Consider the following 26,565-nt stretch of genomic DNA (forward strand, 5'->3'; position numbering starts at 1 on the left):
GGACGCCGGGTTAGCCGCGCTGGGCCAAGGATGGCCCATCGCGGCGGCCCACGGATTCAAGCCGGAGTGAGGGCACACCGAGCCTAAGCGAGGTGCCGAGTGTTGGGGCAAGAGCCTTTTGGTTACTTTTGGGCTCTTTTCAAAAGTGACCCGCCGTAAGGGCGGAACCAATATCAGCCATCACCGCAGCAACGGATATGTACACCAACAGACCACACCAACCTCAAGCAAAAAACGAATAAACCACCGCACTGATCGCCACCAACCCCACCGCCGTGACAAACACATTGGACGCCTGCCCACGGTACTTGGCCATGGCCGGCACCTTACGGATGGCATACATCGGCATCAGAAACAGGATCGAAGCAATGATCGGACCGCCCAGCGCCTCAATCATCCTGAGAATGCTTGGGTTCAACGACGCAACGATCCAGCACACCACCAACATGAACGCCGCCGTCATCCGGTCCAGACGCTTGGCCTCAGGACGACGACCGGTCTTCAGCACCAGCCCCTTGAGGCCTTCACTCGCACCGATGTAATGCCCCAAGAACGACTTGGCAATCGCCACAAACGCGATCAACGGCGCTGCAAACTCGATGGTCGGATTATTGAAGTGGTTGGCCAGATACGACAGGATCGACAAATTCTGTGCCTTCGCCTCGGCGAGCTGCGCCGGCGACAGGGTCAGCACGCAACTGAACACGAAGAACAGCACCATCACCACCATCAGCAGATGCGCGCGAGACAGGATCTGCGAGCTGCGCTCATCAGCGTGGACGCCGTACTGGCGCTTCTGGTCCACCGCAAAGGCCGAAATGATCGGCGAATGGTTAAACGAGAACACCATCACCGGAATCGCCAGCCACAAGGTATTGAGCAAGGCGGACGGCGCAGGCACCACGCTGGCAGTGCTGAGAATGCCGCCATTCCAGTGCGGGATCAGGTACACCGCCAGGAACAGCAACGCGACGATAAACGGATACACCATCAGGCTCATCGCCTTGACGATCACTTGCTCACCGCAACGCACCACGGCCAGCAGGCCGAGGATCAGCACGAACGACAGGAGCGCCCGTGGCGGCGGCATGATGTGCAGTTGATGCTCCATGAAGCTGCCGACGGTGTTGGTCAACGCCACGCTGTAGATCAGCAGGATCGGAAAAATGGCGAAGAAGTACAGCAAGGTGATCAGCGCGCCGGCCTTGATGCCGAAGTGCTCTTCGACCACGTCGGTGATGTCGGAGCCTTCACGGCCGGACAGCACGAAACGGGTCAGGCCACGGTGGGCGAAGAAGGTCATCGGGAACGCCAGCAACGCGAGGATCACCAGCGGCCAGAAGCCACCCAGGCCCGCGTTGATCGGCAAGAACAGCGTACCGGCGCCAATGGCGGTGCCGAACAGGCCAAGCATCCAGGTGGTGTCCTGGCGGCTCCAGCTTGTGAGGGTTGCAGGTGTCGTTGCATAGCGTTCGTCGACGCTATTGGCCTGATCATTCATCCGGTCGGATCTCCGCATTTACACGGCCGGGACGAGTCAGAAAAACCTGACAGGCAGCGCCCCGACCATAGAAGGGGCCGGATTGTCCGGGATTCTTGTGAATAAGCAAAGACTTAGCTGAGGAACGGTGGTGCGGTGCAGGCCCGCAGGGGCACCTGTATACGGCGGTATTCGGGGCGTGCGGCTGAATGTGAAATATACATTCCCGCACAAATCTATTTTAGAATCGCACGTGATCCTGTAGTTTTCATCCAGCATCCGCCGTTTATCCAGAGAGCCCTGCCATGCCTCGCGTTTCCCGCAAACAAGCCGAACTCAATCGCGAAATCATCGTCGAGGCTGCCACGCATCTGTTTCGCGAACGCGGCTTGCACGGCATTAGTCTGTCGGACGTCATGGCCGCCGCGGGCTTGACCCACGGCGGTTTCTACGGGCACTTCGCCTCCAAGGAAGCCCTCGCCACCGAAGCCTGCCAGCAGGCATTCGAGCAAGCGAACCTGGGCTGGCAGGCAAAAATCGATCACAGCGAAGATCAACAGGCTGCCCGCGTGGCCGTGATGGGGCCTTATCTGACAGCCACCCATCGCGACAACCCTGGCGATGGCTGCCCTGTGTCGGCCTTCGCCCCGGACATGTGCCATGAGCCCGCCGACAGCGCCTTGCAGCATGCTTTTATTGAGGGCGTCGAGAAGTCGCTTGAGGTCTTTGCGCAGCTACAGGATGGAGATCGCCAGGCAATGCTGGCCAACTACGCGATGATGATTGGCGCAGTGACCCTAGCGCGTGCGACACGTGGCATTGAGCTGTCAGATGAGTTTCTGGTTGCTGCACGAAATGCCCTACTGGCCGTTGACAGCCCTTCCTCCGTCCCGGCATGATCAGGCCATGAACATTTTCCAGCGCTTCCTCACCCGCACCACCACCACGACCGCTTACGGCGGGTCGCGCGGTGGCTGTGAGTGCCTGAGCTAGACACTTCACAGATTCAACCCAAGGCCCCGCCAGCAATGGACGGGGCCTTTTTATTGCTCCGTCCATGTGGCTATCACAAGGAGCAACACCATGGCTGACGCCCTGCTGATCATCGACATGCAAACCGGCTTATACGATGGCCCGGAAAAACCCTTCGAGCGCGAACGCGTGCTCGCCACCCTCAACCTGCTGATTCAGCGTGCACGCCATGCCGGCGCCCCGATCTTCTTCGCCCGTCACACCGGCCCGGCAGGTTCACCGATTGAAGCCGGGAGCCCGCTCTGGCAGTTGTGGCATGAGCTTGAGGTGGATGAGTCCCGCGATCACCTGTTCAACAAGACCCGCCCCAGCTGCTTCCTGGGCACAAATCTAGAACAGCAACTGAGAGCAGCGCAGGTCAAAGACCTGGTGATCGCCGGTATGAAAACCCAGTTCTGCATCGACACTACTTGCCGGGTCGCCGTGGAATTAGGGTTTTCGGTGGTGCTACCGGAAGACGGCCATACCAGCATGGACACACCGGCACTCAAGGCCGAAGCGATTATCGAGCATCACAATGCGACCCTTGCCGGGGCGTTTGTGAAGCGTACATGCGCGGCCGAGGTCCGCTTCTGATCGCACAAATACGGCATACTCCCCCACTCAAACCCTTCAGGAAGAGCCTTCCGATGACCGCTACTGTTCTGGTCCTGGTTGAAACCATCAACGAATACCTGCCCATCATCGAGGGCAATGACTTTCATGTGATCCTGGCACCGACACCCGCCGAACGCGCCGAAGCCATCAAGGCCCATGGCAGCCAGATCAGGGCCGTGCTGACCCGTGGCCCGCTGGGCTTGTACGCCGAGGAAATCGCCGCCCTGCCCCTGCTGGAAATCATCTGTGTGATCGGTGCCGGCTACGAGCACGTCGACCTGCAAGCCGCCAGCAATCGCGGGATCGTCGTGACCAATGGCGCCGGGGTGAATGCGCCGTCGGTGGCCGATCACGCCATGGCACTGCTGCTGTCGCTGGTGCGCGGCATCCCGCAGACCGACGCCGCCGTACGCCGCAGCGAATGGCCGAAAGTGATGCGCCCGTCCCTGGGCGGCAAGCAACTGGGCATCCTCGGGCTGGGTGCGGTGGGCCTGGAGATCGCCAAACGTGCAGCCCTAGGCTTTGGCATGGAGGTGAGTTATCACAACCGCCAGCCGCGCGATGACGTGGACTACACCTACTGCGCCACTGCGGTGGAACTGGCGCGCACCGCGGACTTCCTGATCCTGGCCACGCCCGGCGGCGCCAGCACCCGCCACTTGATCGATCGCCACGCCCTGGATGCCTTGGGCCCGAATGGCTACCTGGTCAATATTGGCCGTGGCAGCGTGGTGGTCACCGCCGACCTGGTCGCTGCCCTGGAACAACGCCGCATCGGTGGCGCCGCATTGGATGTATTCGACGACGAGCCCCAAGTGCCCGACGCCCTCAAGAAACTCAGCAATACCGTGCTCACCTCCCACGTCGCGGGCCTGTCGCCCGAAGCGGCCCATGACACCGTGCAGCGCGTGGCCGACAACCTGGTGGAATACTTCGCCGGTCGCCCCGTGCTCACGCCGGTTGCCCTGCCCTCGCCCACTAAATGACCGATCAGGCACGCTGATCATCATCCAACACGCTAACCTATTAAGCCGCCCCGACCTTGTCGCTGGGCGGTTGTGCGCATTAGATTAGGAAATAGTCCAAGGCCTTTAGAATAAGCAGAAGGGATAAGCATGGCGCTGAACGACCAATCGACCCAGATTCGCCCAGGCGAAGAACTTGATGCCAGCCTGATCGATCCCTACCTCAAGGCCCATATCCCCGGCCTGAGCGGCACGCCCACCATCAGCCAGTTTCCCGGTGGCGCGTCCAACCTGACCTATCTGCTGGAATACCCGGGCCAGGAATTCGTGCTGCGTCGCCCACCTTTCGGCCACAAGGCCAAGTCCGCCCATGACATGGGCCGCGAGTACCGCATTCTCAACCAGCTCAAAGATGGCTTCCCCTATTGCCCCAAGGCCTACGTGCATTGCACCGATGAGTCAGTGATCGGCGCCGAGTTCTATGTGATGGAGCGGGTCAACGGCATCATCCTGCGCTCCGACCTGCCACCTGAACTGGGCCTGGACGCCGCCAAGACCGAAGCGCTGTGCAAAAGCTTCATCGACAAGTTCGTCGAACTGCACCAGGTGGACTACAGCGCCTGCGGCCTCGCCGACCTGGGCAAGCCGGAAGGCTATGTAGCGCGCCAGATCCTTGGCTGGAGCGATCGCTACGAAAAAGCCCTGACCCCCGACGCGCCGCGCTGGGAAGCGGTACGCGCCTGGCTCAACGACAAGATGCCCGCCGACCACCCAACCTCCAGCATCGTGCACAACGACTATCGCTTCGATAACGTGATCCTCGACCCGCACAACCCGATGCAGATCATCGGCGTGCTGGACTGGGAGCTGACCACCCTCGGCGACCCGTTGATGGACCTGGGCAACACCCTCGCCTATTGGATCGAAGCGGCCGACCCGGCGCCGGTGCAACTGATGCGCCGCCAGCCGAGCAACGCGCCGGGCATGCTCACCCGCCGTGAATTCGTCGACTACTACGCTGAACGCTCGGGCATCCAGATCGACAACTTCGACTTCTACTACACCTACGGCCTGTTCCGCCTGGCCGGCATCGTGCAGCAGATCTACTACCGCTTCTTCCATGGCCAGACCCAGGACAAACGCTTTGCGCAGTTCATTCACATGAACACGCTGCTGGAGCAGATGAGCCTGAACGTCATCAGCAAATCGTCCCTTTAAGGAACCGCTATGTCCAAGACCCACCTGTTCGACCTCGACGGCAAGATCGCATTCGTTTCCGGCGCCAGCCGTGGCATCGGCGAGGCCATCGCCAAGTTGCTGGCCCAGCAAGGCGCCCATGTGATCGTATCCAGCCGCAAGCTGGAAGTCTGCCAGCACGTGGCCGACGCAATCATCGCCGATGGCGGCAAAGCCACGGCCGTGGCCTGCCATATCGGTGAAATGGAACAGATCACCCAAGTGTTCGCCGGTATCCGCGAACAGTTCGGGCGCCTGGATATCCTGGTCAACAACGCCGCGACCAACCCACAGTTCTGCAACGTACTGGACACCGATCTCGGTGCATTCCAAAAGACCGTTGATGTGAACATCCGTGGCTACTTCTTCATGTCCGTGGAAGCCGGCAAGCTGATGCGCGAGAACGGCGGCGGCAGCATCATCAACGTCGCGTCGATCAACGGGATCTCCCCCGGTGTATTCCAGGGCATCTACTCGGTGACCAAGGCCGCCGTGATCAACATGACCAAGGTGTTCGCCAAGGAGTGCGCAGCGTTCGGCATTCGCTGCAATGCCCTGCTGCCAGGCCTGACCGACACCAAGTTCGCCTCGGCGCTGGTGAAGAACGACGCGATCCTGAAAATGGCGCTCGCGCAGATCCCGCTCAAGCGCGTGGCCGACCCGAGCGAAATGGCTGGCGCGGTGCTGTTCCTGGCCAGCGATGCATCGAGCTACACCACCGGTGTGTCGCTGAACGTGGACGGTGGTTTCCTGTCCTGATCTCACAAACGACACCCCACCCTGTAGGAGCGAGCTTGCTCGCGAAGAAAGTCAGGCCACCGCGAGCCTCCAGACAGCACGCGTTATCGTTGACGACCTTCGCGAGCAAGCTCGCTCCTACAGAGGTGAGGCATTCGGCGGCTGCTGTCGAAAACTGACCGCCAGGCGGTTCCAGCCACTGATGCTGGACACCGCCATGGTCAGGTCTACCAGTTCCTGCTCGCTGAACTCCACCCGCACGGCGGCGAACAGTTCATCCGATACCACCGAGGTCGGCAGTGTCGCGACCGATTCGCTCCAGGCCAACGCGGCCTTTTCCCGCGCCGTGAAGAACGGCGAATCCCGCCAGACGCATAACGCGAACAAACGTCGCTCGGTCTCGCCGCGCTGACGTGCCGCCATCGAGTGCATGTCCGTACAGAAACCACAGTGGTTGAGCTGCGAGACACGGATCTTGATCAGTTCCAGCAAAGGCTTTTCGATGGACAAGCCGAAGGTCGTCGCCTCCAGCATCAGCATGCCTTTGAGCGCCTGCGGTGAGGCGGTGTAGTAATCCAGGCGGGGTTCCATGGGGATTGCTCTCTGGCGGTAGGTTCAATGACCGTCCAGCCTAGAACCCACAGGGCATAAGCCCTATAGCCAATCGGCCGGTTTATGCAGAGACCATTTTGAGCCTGCCGCGCACGCGCGTACGCTTGGCGCAAAGTAAATGCCCGGAATAAGACATGGAACTGCACGTTGTGATCAACGGCCGTAAGGATCTGGCCGAACAGTTGTACCAACAGTTGCGTGAAGCCATTGGCTCCGGGCGCCTGGCGGCCGGCGCGCAGCTGCCGCCCAGCCGCTTGCTCGCCGAGCAGTTGGGTGTGTCACGCAAGACCGTGTCGGACACCTATGCCACCCTGACCTACGAGGGATTGCTGATCGGCAAGACCGGTCGCGGCACCTTCGTCAACGCCCGTGCGCCACAGACCGAACGCCTGCAAACCGCCACCGACCTGGCCTGCGCCGCCAACCTGGCGAAGTGGCAATCACTGCCCTCGCCCATGCGCCACCCCACCCGCTACAGCACGCTGCGCTATGAATTTATCGGCGGCGCCACCAGCCGCAACCAGTTCCCCCAGGATGAATGGCGGCGCTGCACACAGGACGCTCTACGCCGCATCGCCCAAAACAGCGGTTTCTACAGCCAGCCCGAAGGCTTGCCGGCGCTGCGCAGTGCCATTGCCGGGCATATCGCGTTTTCACGCGGGGTCAACTGCCGTGACAGCGACATCGTGGTCACCAACGGCGCGCAGCAGGCGCTGGACCTGATCGCCCGTGTGGTACTGGAACCGGGCAGCATCGTCGCCATGGAAGACCCCGGCTACAGCCCTGCGCGCCAAATGTTCATGGCCATGGGCGCCCGTGTCGCCAGCGTGCCGGTGGACGAACAGGGTATCCGCGTCGACCAGATTCCCGACGGCACACGCCTGATCTACGTGACGCCCTCCCACCAGTTCCCGCTCGGCATGCCGATGAGCCTGCCGCGCCGTGAAGCCTTGCTGGCGCGGGCGTTCGAACTGGGCGCGATCATTATCGAGGACGACTACGACAGCGAGTTCCGCTACGAAGGGCGACCTACCGACTCCCTGCAAAGCATGGACACCCGTGGCGTGGTGACCTACGTCGGCACCTTCTCGAAAACCTTGCTGCCGGAGCTGCGCCTCGGTTACGCGGTGCTGCCACCCGCGATTTATGGCGCAGTCCTCAAGGCCAAGCAGCTGACCGACCAGCACAGTTCCACACTGCCGCAATGGGCCCTGGCCAAGTTCATCAGTGAAGGCTACCTGCTCAAGCATATCCGTCGCTGCCACACGGTCTACGCCGGGCGCCGTGAACGCATCCTGCAACGCCTGGCGGGCGACTTGTCGCCGTGGTTCGAAGCGGTACCGACCGTGGCCGGCTTTCACATGGCCGCGCTGTGCAAGGTGCCGGTGAACATTCCCCTGCTGATGGAACTGGCACGCCAGGTAGAAGTGGGCTTGTATCCCCTGGATGTGTTCTTCCACGATGTGCCGGTCCGCCAGGGGCTGATCATCGGCTTCGGCGCCATCGAAACCCTGGACATCGACCCGGCGCTGGACAAGGTGCGAGACATTCTTCAGCAGATTGGCTAGTGGATTTTCCGCCGGATTGGTCATTGGTCCGGGCTCAGTCAGGCTCTAGCCTGTGCACTGACCCGACCTCGGAGACCATCGCCATGCCAGCCTGTGCCTTCAACACTGTCCATGTCCGTGCAGTAGCCGGGCGCTCAGCGGAACTGGGCGAGCGCCTGCAGCAGATAGGCGACGCCGTGCGCACCGCCCCCGGCTGCCTGGACTACAGGGTGCACCGCGACCCGATAGACCGCGATCTGTGGATCGTCACGGGTCATTGGGCCTGTGCCGAGCAGCTCAGCGCACACTTCGCATTACCGGCCCTGCAAGGCTTTATCGAATTGACCCGTGAACACCTGGCCCGTCGCCTGGATTTCGACCACTGAAGTATTGGTCTCCTGGTCTTAGCCAGGATTGGTCATTGGGCACCCAGGCCTTGCGGCGTAGGGTGAAGAAGTCTTGAACTACTCGGAAACTTCGCCATGAAACGACTGCTCGCCGCCTCCCTGATGCTCGCCTCGCTCAGCGCCTTTGCCCACGAACCGGTGTACAACCAGGAGTCGATCAAGGTTCTGCAAGAACACGCTTTGACCAATGTACCCGGCAAGAAAACCATCATGCTCACCGTGGACTACGCCCCCGGCCAGGCCACCGTGCCCCACAGCCACACGGGCACGGCCGTGGCCTATGTGCTGGAAGGCGCGATTACGTCGCGGGTGAATGATGAGAAAGCGAAGACCTACCAGGTCGGCGAATCGTTCTACGAACCTGCGGGCTCGCGGCACTTTGAATCGAGTAATGCCAGCCAGACAAAACCGGCCAAGTTGCTGGTGGTGATGGTACTGGATGACAAGGCTGAGGTGCTTACCCCCCTTCCAAAATAACCAACCCTTGCAGGAGCCGGCTTGCCGGCGATCACGGTGGTTCAGCCGACACCTCTGTGCCTGATAGACCGGTATCGCCGGCAAGCCGGCGCCTACAGGTTCAAGCGAGTAACGTCAGTGACTCAGGGGCGTTTGAACTGGCCGCGCAGGTTTTCGATCTGCTCGCGACACGCGCAACCCTCAAGATGATCATTGACCATCCCCATCGCCTGCATCAACGCGTACATTGTGGTCGGCCCCACATAGGTCCAACCACGCTTCTTCAAGGCTTTCGACAAACGTACCGAAGCCGGTGATGTGGGGTTGCCCGTCCAATAAGCCATATCCACTTGTGTCGGGCGCTCATCTTCACTGGGCTCAAACGCCCACAACCAGCGTGCCAACGAACCCGACTCGTCCACCAGCTCACAAGCCCGGCGCGCATTGTTGATGGTGGACACAATCTTGGCCCGATTACGCACGATGCCCGGATCCTGCATCAACCGTGCGATATCCGCCTCGCCATACTGCGCGACCCGGCGAAAATCAAAACCCTCGAACGCCACCCGAAACTGCTCACGCTTGCGCAGGATGGTGATCCACGCCATGCCCGCCTGAAAACCCTCCAGGCAGATCTTCTCGTACAACTGGATATCATCCGCCACCGGCACGCCCCACTCCGAGTCGTGGTAACGCGGGTATTCCGGCGCCGCTGTGCGCCAGGTGCAGTAGGTCTGCCCGGTTTCGTCAGTGGTCAGTCCTGGTGTGTCCATCCATCACCTCATGTGCCGAGCGGCGGATGATAAGCGAAAAATTTTCCCTCGCGCCAACCGCTCAAACACCACCCATACCGACCAACTGGTCAGACCGGGACCTGTCAACCGCCAAATAATTGCTTGTGATTTCAAAAATACCGGGCGTAGACTGGCCGCGCACTGGACTTACCGGTAAGACCACAACAATTAAGCCCTGGAACCACCAGGGCACCGAATAGAGATCCCTCCCATGCTCAGATGGTGCTCGCGTTCGATTTTCCTGCAAGTCGTGATTGGCCTGATGCTCGGCATCCTCTGCGGTCTGGCCCTTCCCGAATTCTCCTCGCAACTCAAACCCCTGGGTGACGGCTTTATCAAGCTGATCAAGATGCTGATCGGCCTGATCGTGTTCTGCGTGGTGGTCAGCGGCATTTCCGGCGCGGGCGACCTGAAGAAAGTCGGACGCATCGGCCTCAAGTCGGTGATCTACTTTGAAATACTGACCACCGTCGCCCTGGTGATCGGCTTGGTGATGGCTTTCAGCACCGGTATCGGCCAAGGCGCCAATATCCACCTGGAGCAGTTGTCGTCCGCCGGCCTCAATGAACTGGCCGACAAGGGCCAGCACATCCGCGGCACTAGCCAGTTCCTCATGGACTTGATCCCCAACTCGGTGATCGGCGCCTTTGCCGACAATAACGTGTTGCAGGTGTTGCTGTTCTCGGTGCTGTTCGGCAGTGCGTTGAACCTGGTGGGCGAAGCCGCCTCGGGCATCTCGCGGCTGATCAATGAACTGAGCCATGTGATCTTCCGCATCATGGGCATGATCGTGCGCCTCGCTCCCATCGGTGTGTTCGGCGCGATTGCCTTTACCACCAGCACCTACGGCCTGGATTCCCTGCAACACCTGGGCAGCCTGGTGGGATTGTTCTACCTGACCTGCTTTGCCTTCGTCGGGCTGATCCTCGGCCTGGTAATGCGTCTGTCGGGCCTGCGCATGCTGCCTTTGCTCAAGTACCTGCGTGAAGAGCTGCTGATCGTAATGGGCACCGCCTCCTCCGACGCCGTGCTGCCACAGATCATGCGTAAACTCGAACATCTGGGCATCGGCAGCTCCACCGTGGGCCTGGTGATTCCGACCGGGTATTCGTTCAACCTCGATGGGTTCTCCATCTACCTGACCCTGGCCATCGTATTTATCGCCAATGCCACCGGCACACCGCTGTCGATGACTGATCTGATGACCATCCTGCTGGTGTCATTGATTACTTCCAAGGGCGCCCATGGGATCCCCGGGTCAGCGCTGGTGATCCTGGCGGCGACCCTCACGGCGATTCCGGCAATTCCTGTGGTGGGCCTAGTGCTGGTACTGGCGGTGGATTGGTTCATGGGCATCGGTCGCGCATTGACTAACCTGATCGGCAACTGCGTCGCCACCGTGGCCATCGCCCGCTGGGAAAAAGACATCGACATCCAGCGCGCCAACAAGGTGCTGGACGGCCAGCAAGGGTATGCCTTCCAGGCGAAGAAACCGGTACTGCCGGCGCATCAGGAGTTCTGATCCCGTACACCACCTGTAGGAGCTGGCTTGCCAGCGATGGGGCCCTTGAGTCCGCCATCGCCGGCAAGCCGGCTCCTACAAATGTAATGCATAGCTAGGGAGCCATCGACGTGATCAGCACCTCAACCGTCGTCAATTCAGTGGTAGAAAAACTCCGCGCCGCCCTGGCGCGTGGCCAGTGGCGCCGGGGCGAAATGCTCCCCGGTCAGCGCGAACTGGCCGAACAGATGGGCATCAGCCGCCCCAGCCTGCGTGAAGCGGTGATCGTATTGGAAACCCTCGGCCTGGTGCGCTCCATGCCCGGCAAAGGCGTGGTGGTGCTGGAAACCAGCGTCAGCGAGCCGCAATCCAGCGACGCCGTGGCCGACGCCAGCCTGGAAGACATCCTGCAACTGCGCTACACCCTCGAACCCTTCATCGTCGGCCTGGTGGCCCAGTCCATCAGCAGCAAGGAAGTCGGCCAACTGCGCCTGACCCTGATGGACATGCGCGAAGCCCTCGACGCGGGTGACGCAGAGGCCGGAATGAATGCCTACATAGCTTTTCACGAAGAACTGTTCGCCCTCACCTCCAACCCGATCTTCCAGAACGTGGTGCAACAGACCAGCAACGCCCTCAAGCAAAGCGCCCAGGTACTGCGCAACTCGCCAGAACACCTGGCAGAGCGCCTGCAGGAAAACGAAGCCGTGGTGCGCGCCATCCGCAACAAGAACAGCGCCCTGGCCAGCGCCGAGATGCGTCGGCACATCCTTCAGGAAGGCTTGCGCATGGGCATTCGCTTGAACATCCCGGACGACCATCTGGGTAGCTGATTTTTTGGAGACAGGCCATGACCGCCCACGCCTTGCACTACGAACCTATCCTCCCGACCCTGCGCCTGGTCGCCGGTAAAAAGCCTTCGGTCGATGACATCTACCCGCGCCTGTTCGACGCCATTCTTGAACAGCGTATCGCCCCGGCCAGCCGCTTTACCGAAGAAGGCCTGGGCGAGATCTTCGGGGTGAGCCGCAGCGTGATTCGCCGCGTATTGGCAAAGCTGTCCCATCAGCAAGTGATCATTCTGCGTCCCAACCAGCGCGCCCAGGTGGCTGCGCCGGATGCGCAGCAAGCCCGGGAAATCCTGGAAGCGCGGCGGCTGACGGAGATCACCGTGGTGCAATTGGCCTGTGCGCAGGCCACGTCGACGCAAATCCGGCATCTACGCGAACTGATTGCTCAGGAACGCGAGCATATTGAACGGGACCAACGCGGGCCAGCCATTCGCCTCTCCGGAGAATTCCACCTGCAACTCGCAGCGATGGCGCGTAACGCGCCCTTGGCGCAATTTCTCAACAGCCTGGTGCCGTTGACCTCCTTGATCATTGCCCAGTACGAAGCGAAGGCGTGCACCTATTGCGCGTGGCAAGAGCATGAAGCGATTGTGGATGCCGTAGAACAACGCGATGTGAACAGCGCAATAAACCTGATGACCCAACATCTGGATCACCTGGAAGCCAAATTGCTCAGCCACTAGGACCAGATGGCCCACCCTGACTGACTACAATTACAACGCTGATTTACGAAATCACCGACAGCACGGACGGTTATAGAACTGCAAAACTGCGTTCATTCCTAAAGCCTTGGACACGGATGAATAGCACTATGCACCCCCTCACTTTCGCACTGGTCACTGGCCTGGTCATTACGCAGTTCAGTGCCGATCTACGGGCCGGCGACGCGTTAACTGCCGGGACTGACATCATCACCCCGGCAACCCCCGTGTGGTTGGTTGAACAACCCTACGCGGATAGCCCGATGCTGACCGCCCGCACCTTCGGTGGCAGCGCTTACGGCGACTACCACGTCAAGGCCAGCCTTGAGATCAGCTGTTTCCCAAAGAGCCCGACCGCCAGCATTGCACTGCAAATCACACCGGAATCACTGGGCTTTGACATCGCGCCATTCGAAGGACCAGACGCCAGCGCAAATGGGCCATTGCGCATCACTACTGCAACACGCACGGCCATCGATCACTCGGTAAACGGCGTCTGGACTTACGGCGGTGCATTCCAGATCGGTACGATATTTGCGCTCAGTGCTACTGTTCCGCACGACGAATTAGCCTATTGGGCCAGCGATGCCTCACGCGGCCAGACACTAAAACTCTCAATAGCGCCCGCCAAAGAGGGTGGCAAACCGCTGACCGCAACGTTCTTGTTGCCTACAAACAACAACGGCTTGAAAAGAGTCATCCAGCCGTGCCTGGCCAATGCCAGTTTTTAACCGAAAAAAAAGCCCCGTATCTCAGGATACGGGGCTTTTTGTCTTACAGCTGAATCACGCCGGTTGCAGCACCGACTGACCGCTCAACGCCAGGTCCAGCAACTCACGGTTGGCCACCGCGTACATGGCGTAGTCCGTACCCACAGCGGCACGGATTTCCACCATCATCGCCACCCAACGCTCTGCCATGTCCTTGTGCTGCTCAAGCCACAGGGCCACGCGGGCTTCCATGTCTTGTGGCGCGTCGGCCATTTGCAGCACGGAGATGGTGATCGCGCGTTGCTGCCAGTCCACGTCATCGCGGAAGGCTTCACGGGCCTGGGCCTGCCAGTTGTTGGCCACCGGCAGATCGCTGATCTGCTGCAGGTACCACGGCAGGTCCAGGGCGCTGCCGACGGCGAAGTAGGCCTTGGCTACTTCAGCGGCGTCATGCCCGGTCACGTCGGCGGCTTCGATGATCGGCAGCAAGGTGTACAGGTGAGTAGTGCCTGCAACCATGCGTGCCAACAACTCCGGCACACCGGCTTCGGTGTACTTGCCGTAACGGTTCTGCCAGCCTTCGCGGGTCGGGCCTTCCAGCAGTTCGTCGAGCTTGAGGCCCAACGCCGCCAGGTGCGGACCGAAGTGCGCGGTGTCACGCCCAGCGTCCTGCTCGTTGCGACGGCTGCGCAAGAACCAGCGCGTCGCGCGGCGGCCCAGGCGCATCAGTTCGTCCATCAACTCCAGTTGCACGTCAGCGGAAACCTGGTGGTCCAGGGCTTCAATCTGACGGAACCAGTGCGGGAGGTGGAAGATGTCACGCACGATCACATAAGCGCCAGCAACGTTCGCCGGACTCATGCCCGTTGACTCCTTGAGTCGTTGAACGAAGGTGATGCCCATGTGGTTGACCAGGTCGTTGGCGATCTGGGTGCTGACGATCTCACGCTTCAGGCGGTGGCGACGCATGGCCTCGGAGAACTTGGCGACCAGGCTCGGTGGGAACGCGGTCTCCATGTCACGGGTCAGGTAGTCATCATCCGGCACCAGGGACTTGAGCAGCGCTTCCTTGAGGTCGATCTTGCTGTAGGAGATCAGCACCGACAGCTCCGGACGGGTCAGGCCCTTGCCATTCGCGGCGCGCTCGGTGAGCTGCTCCTCGGTCGGCAGGTACTCGATGGCGCGGTCCAGCTTGCCACGGCCTTCCAGGTCGCTCATCAGGCGCTTGTACTCGGCGGCACGCTCGTAGGCACGGCGCGCAGCCAGGGACAGGGCCTGGGTCTGCTTGTAGTTGTTGCCCAACACCAGGTTGCCGACTTCGTCGGTCATGCTCGCCAGCAACTGGTTGCGTTGCTTGTCGGTCATGTCACCGGCCTGCACCACTTCGTTGAGCAGGATCTTGATGTTCACTTCATGGTCGGAGCAGTCCACACCACCGGCGTTGTCGATGAAGTCGGTGTTGGAACCGCCGCCATTGAGGCCGAATTCCACACGACCCAGCTGGGTCATGCCGAGGTTGCCGCCCTCGCCTACCACCTTGCAGCGCAGCTCGTTGCCATTGACGCGCAGCGCGTCGTTGGCCTTGTCGCCCACGTCGGCATGGCTTTCGGTGCTGGCCTTGACGTAGGTACCGATACCGCCATTCCACAACAGGTCCACCGGCGCCTTGAGCAAGGCGTTCAGCAGTTCGGTCGGGGTCAGTTTGTCGGCCGAGATGTCGAAGCGCTCTTTCATCTGTGGCGAGATGGCAATGCTCTTCGCGCTGCGCGAGAAGATACCGCCGCCTTCGGACATGATGCTGGTGTCGTAGTCGGTCCAGGCCGAACGTGGCAGCTCGAACATGCGCTGGCGCTCGACGAAGCTGGTGGCCGGGTTCGGGTTTGGATCGATAAAGATATGCAGGTGGTTGAACGCTGCGACCAGTTGCAGCTTGTCGGACATCAACAGGCCGTTACCGAACACGTCACCGGCCATGTCGCCGACGCCCACCACGGTGATGCTGTCTTCCTGCACGTTGATACCGCGCTCACGGAAGTGACGCTGCACACCGACCCACGCGCCCTTGGCGGTGATGCCCATCTTCTTGTGGTCGTAACCGGCGGAACCACCGGAAGCGAACGCATCGCCCAGCCAGAAGCCGTAGTCGATGGCGATGCCGTTGGCGATGTCGGAGAAGGTCGCAGTGCCCTTGTCCGCTGCTACCACCAGGTACGGGTCATCGTCGTCATGGCGCACGACGTTGGCCGGCGGCACCAGGGCGCCGTCTTTCAGGTTGTCGGTGATATCCAGCAGGCCGGAAATGAAGATGCGGTAGCAGGCGATGCCCTCGGCCGCGATCTCGTCCCGGCTGCCGCCCAATGGCAGGCGACGCGGCAGGAAGCCGCCCTTCGCACCCACGGGCACGATGACCGAGTTTTTCACTTGCTGGGCTTTTACCAGGCCAAGCACTTCGGTACGGAAGTCTTCTTCACGGTCGGACCAGCGCAGGCCGCCGCGCGCGACGTTGCCGAAGCGCAGGTGCACACCTTCAACCCGTGGCGAGTACACGAAGATTTCAAACTTCGGCACTGGCTTAGGCAATTCAGGGATCGCGTGCGGGTTGAACTTGAAGCTGAAGTACGACTTGTTCTGGCCGTTGGCGTCGGTCTGGTAGAAGTTGGTGCGCAGGGTGGCCTTGATCAGGTCCAGGTAGCGACGCAGGATGCGGTCTTCGTTGAGCACCTGGACGTCGTCCAGGGCGGTGAGGATCGCTTGCTCCAGGCGCTGTTGCTTGTCTTCCAGGTCTTCGGCGGTGAGCTTGCGCGCCAGGTAGAAGCGGGTCTTGAACAACCGGGTCAATTCGCGGGCGATGTCGGTGTGGTTGTTCAGGGTGCTGGCGATGTAACCCAGGTCGAAGCCCAGGCGGATCTGCTTCAGGTAACGGGCGTAGGCACGCAGCAGCGCCACGTCGCGCCATGGCAGGCCGGCGGTCAGTACCAGGCGGTTGAACGCATCGTTTTCGGCGTCGCCATGCACGATGTGCACAAACGCGTCCTGCAGGGTGTCGTTGAGCTGCTGGATGTCCAGGTTCACGCCTTCGGCGGCAATGAACGCGAAGTCATGGATCCAGAACTCTCGGCCATTGGCATGGCGCAGACGGTACGGGAATTCACCCAGCACACGCAGGCCGAGGTTTTCCAGGATCGGCAACACGTCGGACAGCGCCAGCGGGGTGTCGGCGTGGTAGAGCTTGCAATGCAGCTCGCGCTGGCCGGAAACCTGGCCCAGCGGCTGGTAGAAGCTCATTACCAAAGGGTTGGCTTCGGTCAGGCTGAGCAGGTGCTGCATGTCGACTACGGCCGAATGCGCAGCGAAACGCTCGCGGTAACCGGCCGGGAAACCTTTCGGGAAATCCGCCAGCACGTTGGTGCCGTGGGCCTCGCCGAAGCTTTCCACCACCAGGCTGGAATAATCGTCCTGCCAGCTGCGGCAAGCCTGTACCACTTCTTTTTCCAGTTGCAGCGGGTCGATGTCCAGGCGGTTCTTCGGGTCAACGCGCAGGATCAACTGCACACGGGCCAGCACGGACTCGGAGAAGAAAGTCCAGAACTCGCAGTCCGAAGCCTTCAGGCGATCCATCAGCACTTGCTGGATCTTCTGGCGCACTTCGGTGGAATAGATGTCGCGTGGCACGTAGGCCAGGCAGTAGCAGAAACGACCGTAAGGGTCTTTGCGCAGGAATACGCGGATCTTGTTGCGTTCCTGGATCTGTACGATCGACATCACGGTGCTGAACAGTTCGTCGACCGGGGTCTGGAACAAATCGTCGCGTGGCAGCACTTCAACCACCTGCGCCAGTTCCTTGCCCAGGTGAGCCTTGGGCTGGAAGCCGGAGCGGCGTTCGATTTCCGCGACCTTGCGACGGATATACGGAATCACCCGCACGCTTTCGCCATACACCGACGAGGTGTACAGGCCCATGAAGCGGTGTTCCTTGATCACTGTGCCGTCGGCGCTGATCTCACGGATCGACACGTAGTCCGGATACGCCGGGCGGTGCACGCGGCTCGGGTGCGCCGCCTTGGCAAACGACAGCACGGTCGGCTCACGCAGGTAGGCCACGGCATAGTCTTCGATGCGCAGGTCGTCGGCGGTGAGGCCGGCGCGCAACAGTTTGGTCAGGCCGAGGAACGAATCGGCGTCATATTCGATATGACCGCCATCCGCCTCGTCACGTACCACGAATTCTTCATAGCCGAGGAAGGTGAAGTGGTTGCCCACCAGCCATTCCAGGAAGTTCTTGATCTCGGCCTTCTCTTCGCCGTCGATGCTGAACTGGCTCGCGTCGATACCGGCCAGCAGGTCCTGGACCTTGGCTTTCATCGGTTCGAAATCAGCCACGGCCACGCGTACTTCGCCCAGCACCTGCTCCAGCTCTTTGCTCAGCACGTTCAGTTCGGCGGCGTTGGCGCAGCGGTCGATTTCCAGGTACATCAGCGATTCTTGCAGGATGCCTTCGCCCTGGGTGCCTTTTGGCAGGATTTCCACCAGCTCGCCCTTGGCGCCACGGCGTACGCTGAGCACGGTGGTCTGCAAGGTGTGGATGCTGTAGCCGCGGCGGTTCAGCTCGGTACGGACCGAGTCCACCAGGAATGGCAGGTCATGGTGCAGCACTTCGACCGCAGTATGGGTCGACTGCCAGCCATGACGTTCGTAATCGGGGTTGTAGACCCGCACTTGCGGTTGGGTATGGTCAAAGCGCTCAAGCAGGCGCCACGCAGAAAGAGTGCAACCGGCCAGGTCGGAAAGGCGACGCTGGGTCAGTTCGTCCAGGGAAATGATGCCGAAAAATTGTTCAGCGAACAGCGCCACTTGTGGCAGTGCCTGTTCACTGATGTGCTGCGCCAGTGCCGCTTGCAGTTGATGCTGGAAGTCGGCCTTGCTGGCTGCGGTGAAGAACGCCATCTGTGGTACTCCGCTTGGGCTTGTTATTGATGGAAGCGTCGCGTGTTATCCCCTTGCGGGGAGACCGTCAGCGCTGTTCGCTGGTACTGATATAAGCACACTAGCGAATCAGGGTGACAGGTGAGTGAAGCTGGACAAGACAGTCAGGTCACATACAACTTCCATTGGACATACGCCTTGCCAGGCGACGGTACGACGGGCAGGTCAGGTTCCCGGCACAGGGCACATCCGTTGCGCAGCTTAACGAGTGTGGGAAGCCCGCTGCTTGCGACGCTGCGACATATTCGGTCATCGGTAAGCAGGCACTGGGTTGCTACTTGGGCAACCCGCAATATCCGGCAAAGAAACCGGCTATTTCAACGCCCGCGAGTACCAGAAATGACTGATAGTGCCCGTCAGGTCATGCACTGGGTCTGACACAGGATGCAGCACAAAATTCGCCGCAATGGCACAATTGCCCGCATTACGCCCTACCCCAGACAGGATTCCCCATGCTGCAGCTGAAAACCGACGCCCTGATGGTCACCCCGTGCGATGACGAAGAAGACAACATGGCGATGCTCTGCTGCCACGGCAAGAACGGCGAGATGTTCATGCTGACCCGCTACCCGGATGAGGACGAAGTGGAACTGACCTGGGATTACGAACCGTCGACCCTCGACGGGCTGAAAGTCACCCTGGGCGCCACGACCCTGCTGGTTGAACTGGCCGCAGGTGATGCCGATGCCCTGGGCGGCAAGGACCAGCTGGAGATCACCCACGCCACGGCCGCCTCCGACCTGGACGAGGTTGAAGAGACCTTGCAGAACATTCTCAACGGTACCGGCACCTTCACCCGGATTTAAACCGCACCAACGATAAAATGTGGGAGCTGGCTTGCCTGCGATGCGGGCGACTCGATCTATCAGTCAGACCAGGGCGATGCCATCGCAGGCAAGCCAGCTCCCACAGTAACGGTGTTCGCAACAGAAAGTACGCGTGCCTCTGTTTGTGCGTTACACACAAAAATCCTACAAGTATTGCCAAAAATACCCGTTACTCCGTTAGTCGCCGCCCCCCTCGATGCATTAAAGTAGACGCCCCAGGCCTTGGCATTTTTCACGATGCCCCGACTCATCTCTCCAGGAACCGTCATCGATGGAACATCGTGAAGCGCTGCTTGCGCTGCGAACCTTTCTCTCTACGCAGATTCTCGGCCAGGAAAAACTCATCGATCGCTTGCTGATCGCCTTGCTCGCCGACGGCCATATGCTGGTGGAAGGTGCGCCAGGCCTGGCCAAGACCAAGGCCATCAAAGAGTTGGCCGAAGGCATCGAAGCGCAGTTCCATCGCATCCAGTTCACCCCCGACCTGCTGCCCGCCGACATCACCGGCACCGAGATCTATCGCCCGGAAACCGGCAGTTTCGTGTTCCAGCAAGGGCCGATCTTCCACAACCTGGTGTTGGCGGACGAAATCAACCGCGCCCCGGCCAAGGTGCAGTCAGCCTTGCTGGAGGCCATGGCCGAGCGCCAGGTCAGCGTCGGGCGCAGCACTTACGACCTGTCGCCGCTGTTCCTGGTGATGGCCACGCAAAACCCGATCGAGCAGGAAGGCACCTACCCGCTGCCCGAAGCCCAGCTCGACCGTTTCCTGATGCATGTGAAAATCGGCTTCCCGGACGCCGCCGTCGAGCGACGCATCCTGCAACAAGCCCGTGGCGAAGCGCTCAACGGCGAAACCAAGCCAGAGCGGCGTGTCAGCCAGCAGGCGATCTTCGCCGCGCGCAAGGAAATCCTCGGCCTGTACATGGCCGACGCCGTGGAGGAATACCTGGTGCAACTGGTGATGGCCACGCGCACCCCGGCCAAGTTCGACCCGGAAATGGCCGAGTGGATCGCCTACGGCGCCAGCCCACGCGGTTCCATCGCCCTTGACCGCTGTGCCCGCGCCCATGCCTGGCTGGCCGGTCGCGACTTCGTCAGCCCGGAAGATATCCAGGCGGTACTGTTCGACGTGCTGCGCCATCGCATCATCCTGTCGTTCGAGGCCGAAGCCGCTGGCATTGACCAGGACCGTGTGGTGCAGCGCATTCTCGACGTCGTTGCCGTCGCTTGAAACCCATGAACGCCGGTGATGGGATCCGCGCCACGCTTAGCGAATTGATCGAGATGCGCCATCGCGTGCGCGAAGTGCAGCTGTTTTCCACGCCGAGCCAGCGCAGCCCATTGATCGGCCTGCACCACTCCAAGCTGCGCGGGCGTGGCGTGGACTTCGACCAGGTGCGCGTGTACCAGGCCGGCGACGATGTGCGCACCATCGACTGGCGCGTCACCGCACGCACTCAGGAGCCGCACACCAAGCTGTTCCATGAAGAACGCGAGCGGCCGATCTTCATCATGGTGGAGCAAAGCTGCCGGCTGTTTTTCGGCTCGGGGCAGATGTTCAAGTCGGTGCTGGCCGCCCAGGCCGCCAGCCTGATCGGTTGGGCCGCGCTGGGGCATAACGACCGTGTGGGCGGGCTAGTGTTTGGCGACAACGAGCACTACGAAATCAAGCCGCGCCGCAGCAAGCAAAGCCTGCTGCAACTGCTCAACCGCCTGGTGCGCGTCAACCAGAGCCTGAGCACCGAAAGCCGCCCCGAAGCCGACGCCCTCGGCATGGCCCTGCGCCGTGGCCGCGAGGTGTTGCGCCCTGGCAGCCTGGTGATTGTGATCTGCGACGAACGCGCGCTGACCGAAGGCGCCGAGCAACAGCTGAGCTTGCTGTCGAGACATTGCGATTTGTTGCTGCTACCGATTTCCGATCCACTCGACCACGCCCTGCCCGCCGCCGGGCTGCTGCGTTTTGCCGAGCGCGGCGCCCAGCTGGAACTGGACACACTGAATTTCGACCTGCGCCAGGCCTACAAGGCCCAGGCCGAAGCGCGCATTGCGCGCTGGGAGCTGCTCGCGCAGAAACTGCGCGTGCTGTTGATGCCCCTGAGCACCCAGAGCGAAATGGTCGAGCAACTGCGCGAATACCTCAACCCGCGACGCCCGGTTAAAAAACAATGAGCAGCCTTGACCAACTGCAACCGCTGATCGCCCCACCCGCCATCGGCTTCTGGCCGCCCGCGCCGGGTTGGTGGCTGTTGCTGCTGGTGATTCCGCTGCTCGGCTGGGGCCTGTGGTCACTGCGCCGCTTTCTGCCGACCCGCCGCCCCATCGCCCGTGCCGAACAACCGCTGGACCCGCTGCGCATCGCCGCCCTGGCAGAGCTTGCGTTAATGCCCAAGCCTTACGATGGCGCGCCCGCCGGTGCCTGGTTGCAACAGCTCAATGGCCTGCTCAAGCGCTTGTGCCGCAACGACTACCCCTACAGCCAGAGCCACACCCTCAACGGCCGCAAATGGCTGGCATTCCTCGACAACCGCTGCCCCGCTGCCGGCCTCACGCGCTGGATGGTATTGGTAGAAGGTGCCTACAAACCCGAATGCAAACTCGACGACAAGGCCATCGCCGGCCTGACCCAAGCCGTCGACACCTGGATTCGCAAACATGTTTGAGTTCGCCTGGCCGTGGATCTTTGCCCTGTTTCCCTTGCCGTGGTTGATGCGCCTCGTGCTGCCGGCCGCCGACAGTGGCGAGCCCGCGTTGAAAGTCAGCTACCTCAGCGACCTCGAAGGACTGGCCCGTCGCCGCGCCCGCGTCAACCTGCCCGGCTGGCGCCAGCAAGCACCGTTCGTGGTGCTGTGGTTGCTACTGCTCACCGCTGCCGCGCGCCCGGAATGGCTCGGCGAACCGCTGCCAATCGCCGCCAGTGGCCGTGACCTGTTGGTGGCAGTGGACGTTTCGGGGTCCATGGATTTCCCGGATATGAATTGGCAGGACGAGGACGTGAGTCGCTTGAGCCTGGTCAAGCACCTGCTCGGCGATTTCCTTGAGGGGCGCGAAGGTGATCGCGTCGGCCTGATCCTGTTCGGCAGCCAGGCATATCTGCAAGCCCCGTTGACTTTTGACCGCCGCACCGTGCGCACCTGGCTGGACGAAGCGCGCATCGGCATTGCCGGCAAGAACACCGCGATTGGCGACGCCATCGGCTTGGCCCTCAAGCGCCTGCGCCAGCGCCCGGCGCAGAGCCGCGTGCTGATCCTGGTCACTGACGGCGCCAACAACGCCGGGCAAATCGATCCGCTGACCGCCGCGCGCCTGGCGGCTGAAGAAGGCGTAAAAATCTATCCAATCGGCATCGGTGCCGACCCGGAGCAAACCGGCTCCTTGGGTATTCTGGGCGTCAACCCGAGCCTCGACTTGGACGAACCTGCACTCAAGGCCATCGCCGAAGCCACCGGCGGTCAGTACTTCCGCGCTCGCGATGGTGAAGAGCTGCAAGCGATCAAAGAGACGCTTGACCAACTGGAGCCGGTCGAACAGCAACCCACCCAAGCACGCCCGGCCCTGGCGCTGTACAGCGCGCCACTGGCCCTGGCCTTGGTGCTGAGCATGTTGCTGGTGATTCAAGAACGCTGGCCGAACAACGCGCTGCAACGGCTGTTCAACAAACTATCAAGCAAGGGGATATTCCTGCAACAACACCCTGAGTGGCGTCAGCGCCTCAAGCGTCTGCGTTTGCGGAGGCGTCGATGATCGACCTGTGGCCGCACTGGTTTCGTCCTTGGTGGTTGTTGCTGCTGCCGTTGCTTGGCTGGCTGCTGTGGCACCTGTGGCACCGGCAAAAACGCGCTGGGCGCTGGCAGATGATCCTGCCGCCGGCCTTCCACGCCGTGCTGCTCAGTGGTGGCAACGGCCGAGAAAGCAAATCACCGTGGATAGTGTTGGGTATTGCCTGGCTGCTGGCCGTGCTGGCATTGCTCGGCCCGAGCTGGCAGCGTGTGGAGCAGTCCAGCCAGAAGCCTTCCGACCCGCTGGTGGTGTTGCTGGAACTGACCCCGGAAATGCTCGCCACCGACAGCCCGCCCAACCGCCTGGAACAGGCACGCCGCAAGCTGTACGACTTGTTGCAGGCGCGCACCGATGCGCAAACCGCAATCGTCGTGTATGCCGGCAGCGCACACACCCTGGTACCGCTGTCGGATGACCTGGCTACCAGCCGCAACCTGCTGGAAGCCCTGCGCCCGTCGATCATGCCTGAGCCGGGCCATCGCGCCGACCTGGCCGTCGAGAAAGCCCTCGGCCTGCTCAAGCAAGGTGGCCTCGGCCAGGGTCGCCTGCTGCTGATTGGCTCCTCGCTGTCCAAACAGGAACGCCAGGGCATTCGCCTGTTGCTGCAAAGCGCCCAGGCGCCCACCCTGTCGATTCTGGGCATCGGCAGCCGTGAAGGCACCCCTGTGACACAGGAGAGCGGCGAATTCCTCAAGGACGAACAAGGCGCGATCCTCGTCCCACGCCTCGATAGCCCGACACTCAAGGCCTTCGCCAGTGAAATGGGCGGCCGCTACCGCGCTGCGCGCCTGGACGACAAGGACCTGCGTCAACTCGGCGTGCTCGACCCGCCACAAACCCTGCGCAACGACGGCCAACTGCTGCACCTCGACACCTGGGCCGACCAGGGTTACTGGCTACTCCTGCCCTTGTTGCTACTCGCTGCCTGCGCCGGGCGGCGTGGCTGGTTGTTCTGCCTGCCGCTGCTGCTGTTGAGCGCGCCGCAGCCCAGCTACGCATTCGGCTTGCAGGACTTGTGGTTGCGCCCCGACCAGCAAGGCCAATACCTGCTGAAGAAAAAACGCCCCGCCGAAGCCGCCGAACACTTCCAGGACCCGCAGTGGAAAGGCGTGGCGCTTTACGAGGCCGGCAACTATGCCGAGGCGATCAAGCTGTTTGCCGAAGGCAATGACGCCTACTCCCACTACAATCGAGGTAACGCCCTGGCCAAGTCCGGTGAGTTGGAAGCCGCCATCGACGCCTACGAACAGGCCCTGGAAGCGCAACCCGACCTGCAACCGGCGCTGAAAAACAAGGCGTTGGTGGAAGCCCTGATGCAGGAACAGGCCGAACCGGAGCCCACCGAGCCTGCAAAGAACGAGGATGACGAAACCACCCAACCCGGCCAAACTGCGCAACCGGGCGCCAGTGGGCAAAACGCTACGGGGGGCGAGCCGCCGTCCCAAGGCCAGGGAGCCGGCACTGACGACACCCAGCCCGGCAACACACCGCAAACCACGGGTAACGAAGTGCCGGGCAGCGAACTGGGTGACGAACAGACCACCACCCCGCCGCTACGCCCTAATGACGCCAGTCTCGACGGTGAACACCGCCAGGCCCTGGAGCAATGGCTGCAGGAAATCCCGGACAACCCCGGCGAACTGCTGCGCCGCAAATTCTGGTACGAACAGCAACAACATCAGGACAAGACTCGATGAGCCGCCGCACCACCCTACTGCTCCTGCTCGCCCTCTCGGCAGGCCACGCCCAGGCGGCGACCCTGTCCGCCAGCGTCGACCGCAGCCGCGTCAACTCCGGGGAAACGGTGGAACTGACGGTGGAATCCAGCGACGTCACGCAGTTCGGCAAGCCCGACCTGTCGCCGCTGGATGCGCAGTTCGAAGTCAGCGGCACGCGCCAGATCAACCAACTCACCACCCTGGGCGGCGATAACCACGCCACCACACGCTGGATCATCACCCTGTTGCCCAAGGAAAACGGCACAGTGGTCATCCCGCCCCTGCAAGTGGGCGAATACAAGACCCAGCCGATCAGCCTGCAAGTGGTAGAAACCGCCAGCCAGAACACCGCCGCCGAGCTCGCGCCGGTGTTTGTCGAGGCCAACCTCGACCAGACCAGCGTCTACGTCCAGGCCCAGGCGCTGTTGACCGTGCGTGTCTACCACTCAGTGTCGCTGTATGACGACAGCAGCCTCACACCCTTGCAAATTGCCGATGCGCGCGTGGAGCAGCTGGGTGAGTCGCGTACCTACGAAAAGGTCATCAACAGCATCCGCCACGGGGTGATCGAAACCCGCTACGCGATCTATCCGCAGCACAGCGGCACCCTGGCGATCCCGGCGCAGACCTTCAGCGCGACGCTGGTGGAGTCGCGCCCGCCCCAGGAAAACACCCTGCAAGGCACCAAGCCCGGCAAGCTGATCCACGTCAGTTCTGCGCAGTTGCCGCTGGTGGTCAAACCCAAGCCCGCGCTGTACCCCGCCGATACGCCATGGCTGCCGGCACGCAGCCTGACCCTCAGCGAACACTGGAACCCAGAGCCTGAGCATGTGCAGGTCGGCGACTCCCTGACCCGCAGCCTCACGGTCAAGGCCGAGGGCCTGTCCAGCGCGCAACTGCCGGCGCTGCCCAGCACCGAGATCAACGGCCTGCGCCGCTACCCGGACCAACCGTTACTCGGCAACCAGACCAACGACCGTGGCCTGATCGGCAGCCGCGAAGACCGCGAAGCCCTGGTGCCCACCCGCGCCGGCAACCTGGAACTGCCCGCCGTGGAAGTGGTGTGGTGGAACACCCATGAAGATCACTTGGAGCGCACCAGCCTGCCGGCGCGCACCGTGCAAGTTGCGATCAACCCGAGCCTGGCAGTGGACACGCCCGCCACCCCCACAGTCATCACCGCGCCGGACGATGAACGCCTGTGGCTGTGGCAACTGAGCACGTTGGTCCTTGCCTGCACGACCCTGCTGGGTCTTGGCCTGTGGTGGCGTGCACGTCGACAACCGGCCGTGCTACGCGCCGCGCAAACCGGCCCGAGCCCACGCACCTTGCTCGACGACCTCAAACGCGCCACCCAGGCCAACGACCCGCATGCAACCCGCCAGGCGCTCGACGCCTGGGCGCGGCAGCAACCGGAAACACTCGCGGATATGGCGGCGCGGTTTGTGCCGCTGTCGGATGCACTGGATGGGTTGAACGGCGCGCTGTACAGCGAGAGTGGGCATTTCTGGCTGGGTGAGGATCTATGGCGTGCGGTGAAGGCCATTCCGGTGGCTGAGCGCGAGGTGGACCCGGCGACGGATACCACCAGCTTGCCGCCGCTCTATCCCAAGTAACGCGGATCCAACCAACA

Annotated in this window: 23 protein-coding genes; 19 read left to right on the top strand and 4 right to left on the bottom strand. The window is 61.7% G+C overall.

Annotated elements, in window-relative coordinates; genetic code table 11:
- Positions 1-223 precede the first annotated feature (223 nt).
- On the bottom strand, positions 224-1,501 hold the full coding sequence (locus tag U367_RS0107920) for a serine/threonine transporter (RefSeq protein WP_028616454.1): 1,278 nt from the start codon (positions 1,499-1,501) through the stop codon (positions 224-226).
- A 284-nt stretch (positions 1,502-1,785) separates the two neighbouring features.
- Here U367_RS0107920 and U367_RS0107925 point away from each other — a divergent pair, with 284 nt between their 5' ends.
- The 5 genes from U367_RS0107925 to U367_RS0107950 all read left to right on the top strand — a co-directional run bounded on the left by U367_RS0107925 (position 1,786) and on the right by U367_RS0107950 (position 6,069).
- Positions 1,786-2,379, top strand: a complete 594-nt coding sequence (locus U367_RS0107925; RefSeq protein WP_028616455.1) for a TetR/AcrR family transcriptional regulator — start codon at positions 1,786-1,788, stop codon at positions 2,377-2,379.
- Positions 2,380-2,563: 184 nt separating this feature from the next.
- Positions 2,564-3,088, top strand: a complete 525-nt coding sequence (locus tag U367_RS0107935; protein ID WP_028616456.1) for a cysteine hydrolase family protein — start codon at positions 2,564-2,566, stop codon at positions 3,086-3,088.
- A 53-nt stretch (positions 3,089-3,141) separates the two neighbouring features.
- Entirely contained in the window at positions 3,142-4,095 is a 954-nt protein-coding gene (locus U367_RS0107940; RefSeq protein ID WP_028616457.1) for a 2-hydroxyacid dehydrogenase, read from the top strand.
- A 129-nt stretch (positions 4,096-4,224) separates the two neighbouring features.
- Positions 4,225-5,292, top strand: a complete 1,068-nt coding sequence (locus U367_RS0107945; protein WP_028616458.1) for a phosphotransferase family protein — start codon at positions 4,225-4,227, stop codon at positions 5,290-5,292.
- 9 nt (positions 5,293-5,301) lie between these two features.
- Complete coding sequence (locus U367_RS0107950) at positions 5,302-6,069, top strand: SDR family oxidoreductase (RefSeq protein ID WP_028616459.1); 768 nt, start codon at positions 5,302-5,304, stop codon at positions 6,067-6,069.
- A 117-nt stretch (positions 6,070-6,186) separates the two neighbouring features.
- On the opposite strand, the gene U367_RS0107955 is transcribed toward U367_RS0107950, so the two are convergent.
- Positions 6,187-6,639 (bottom strand): carboxymuconolactone decarboxylase family protein, encoded by a 453-nt coding sequence (locus U367_RS0107955; RefSeq protein WP_028616460.1) that lies wholly within the window; start codon positions 6,637-6,639, stop codon positions 6,187-6,189.
- A gap of 155 nt (positions 6,640-6,794) precedes the next feature.
- On the opposite strand from U367_RS0107955, the gene pdxR reads away from it, so the two are divergent.
- The 3 genes from pdxR to U367_RS0107970 all read left to right on the top strand — a co-directional run bounded on the left by pdxR (position 6,795) and on the right by U367_RS0107970 (position 9,091).
- The gene (gene pdxR, locus U367_RS0107960) at positions 6,795-8,228 is read left to right on the top strand and encodes a MocR-like pyridoxine biosynthesis transcription factor PdxR (protein WP_028616461.1); all 1,434 of its coding nucleotides are present in this window, start codon (positions 6,795-6,797) and stop codon (positions 8,226-8,228) included.
- Between the two features lie 83 nt (positions 8,229-8,311).
- A complete protein-coding gene (locus U367_RS0107965; RefSeq protein ID WP_028616462.1) occupies positions 8,312-8,593 on the top strand; it encodes a putative quinol monooxygenase in 282 nt (93 codons plus the stop codon).
- Between the two features lie 96 nt (positions 8,594-8,689).
- Positions 8,690-9,091, top strand: a complete 402-nt coding sequence (locus U367_RS0107970; RefSeq protein WP_028616463.1) for a cupin domain-containing protein — start codon at positions 8,690-8,692, stop codon at positions 9,089-9,091.
- Positions 9,092-9,213: 122 nt separating this feature from the next.
- Here the strand turns inward: U367_RS0107970 and U367_RS0107975 are convergent, their stop codons facing one another.
- Entirely contained in the window at positions 9,214-9,843 is a 630-nt protein-coding gene (locus tag U367_RS0107975; protein ID WP_028616464.1) for a DNA-3-methyladenine glycosylase I, read from the bottom strand.
- Positions 9,844-10,060: 217 nt separating this feature from the next.
- Here U367_RS0107975 and U367_RS0107980 point away from each other — a divergent pair, with 217 nt between their 5' ends.
- From U367_RS0107980 to U367_RS0107995, 4 genes are all read left to right on the top strand, one after another.
- Complete coding sequence (locus U367_RS0107980; protein ID WP_174890959.1) at positions 10,061-11,386, top strand: C4-dicarboxylate transporter DctA; 1,326 nt, start codon at positions 10,061-10,063, stop codon at positions 11,384-11,386.
- A gap of 110 nt (positions 11,387-11,496) precedes the next feature.
- On the top strand, positions 11,497-12,198 hold the full coding sequence (locus U367_RS0107985) for a FadR/GntR family transcriptional regulator (RefSeq protein WP_028616466.1): 702 nt from the start codon (positions 11,497-11,499) through the stop codon (positions 12,196-12,198).
- 17 nt (positions 12,199-12,215) lie between these two features.
- On the top strand, positions 12,216-12,899 hold the full coding sequence (locus U367_RS0107990; protein WP_028616467.1) for a GntR family transcriptional regulator: 684 nt from the start codon (positions 12,216-12,218) through the stop codon (positions 12,897-12,899).
- 128 nt (positions 12,900-13,027) lie between these two features.
- Positions 13,028-13,648, top strand: a complete 621-nt coding sequence (locus tag U367_RS0107995; protein ID WP_028616468.1) for a hypothetical protein — start codon at positions 13,028-13,030, stop codon at positions 13,646-13,648.
- Between the two features lie 54 nt (positions 13,649-13,702).
- Here U367_RS0107995 and U367_RS0108000 read toward each other — a convergent pair whose 3' ends face one another.
- Positions 13,703-18,571: an NAD-glutamate dehydrogenase gene (locus tag U367_RS0108000; protein ID WP_028616469.1), complete on the bottom strand. Its 4,869-nt coding sequence runs from the start codon at positions 18,569-18,571 to the stop codon at positions 13,703-13,705.
- A gap of 491 nt (positions 18,572-19,062) precedes the next feature.
- Between U367_RS0108000 and U367_RS0108005 the strand changes: the two genes are divergently transcribed.
- From U367_RS0108005 to U367_RS0108035, 7 genes are all read left to right on the top strand, one after another.
- Positions 19,063-19,416: a hypothetical protein gene (locus tag U367_RS0108005; protein ID WP_028616470.1), complete on the top strand. Its 354-nt coding sequence runs from the start codon at positions 19,063-19,065 to the stop codon at positions 19,414-19,416.
- Between the two features lie 292 nt (positions 19,417-19,708).
- The gene (locus U367_RS0108010; protein ID WP_003174327.1) at positions 19,709-20,668 is read left to right on the top strand and encodes an AAA family ATPase; all 960 of its coding nucleotides are present in this window, start codon (positions 19,709-19,711) and stop codon (positions 20,666-20,668) included.
- A gap of 5 nt (positions 20,669-20,673) precedes the next feature.
- Complete coding sequence (locus U367_RS0108015) at positions 20,674-21,606, top strand: DUF58 domain-containing protein (protein ID WP_028616471.1); 933 nt, start codon at positions 20,674-20,676, stop codon at positions 21,604-21,606.
- Positions 21,603-22,097 carry a DUF4381 domain-containing protein gene (locus tag U367_RS0108020; RefSeq protein WP_028616472.1) on the top strand — a complete coding sequence of 165 codons (495 nt, stop codon included), beginning with the start codon at positions 21,603-21,605 and terminating at the stop codon, positions 22,095-22,097. Before U367_RS0108015 ends, U367_RS0108020 begins: the two co-directional genes overlap by 4 nt.
- Positions 22,090-23,178: a vWA domain-containing protein gene (locus U367_RS0108025; protein ID WP_028616473.1), complete on the top strand. Its 1,089-nt coding sequence runs from the start codon at positions 22,090-22,092 to the stop codon at positions 23,176-23,178. The genes U367_RS0108020 and U367_RS0108025 overlap by 8 nt, the downstream gene beginning before the upstream one ends.
- Positions 23,175-24,911: a tetratricopeptide repeat protein gene (locus U367_RS0108030; RefSeq protein ID WP_028616474.1), complete on the top strand. Its 1,737-nt coding sequence runs from the start codon at positions 23,175-23,177 to the stop codon at positions 24,909-24,911. The genes U367_RS0108025 and U367_RS0108030 overlap by 4 nt, the downstream gene beginning before the upstream one ends.
- Complete coding sequence (locus tag U367_RS0108035) at positions 24,908-26,548, top strand: BatD family protein (RefSeq protein ID WP_028616475.1); 1,641 nt, start codon at positions 24,908-24,910, stop codon at positions 26,546-26,548. The genes U367_RS0108030 and U367_RS0108035 overlap by 4 nt, the downstream gene beginning before the upstream one ends.
- Positions 26,549-26,565: the final 17 nt, after the last annotated feature.

It is taken from the genome of Pseudomonas canadensis, from assembly GCF_000503215.1.
Taxonomy (GTDB): Bacteria; Pseudomonadota; Gammaproteobacteria; order Pseudomonadales; family Pseudomonadaceae; genus Aquipseudomonas; species Aquipseudomonas canadensis.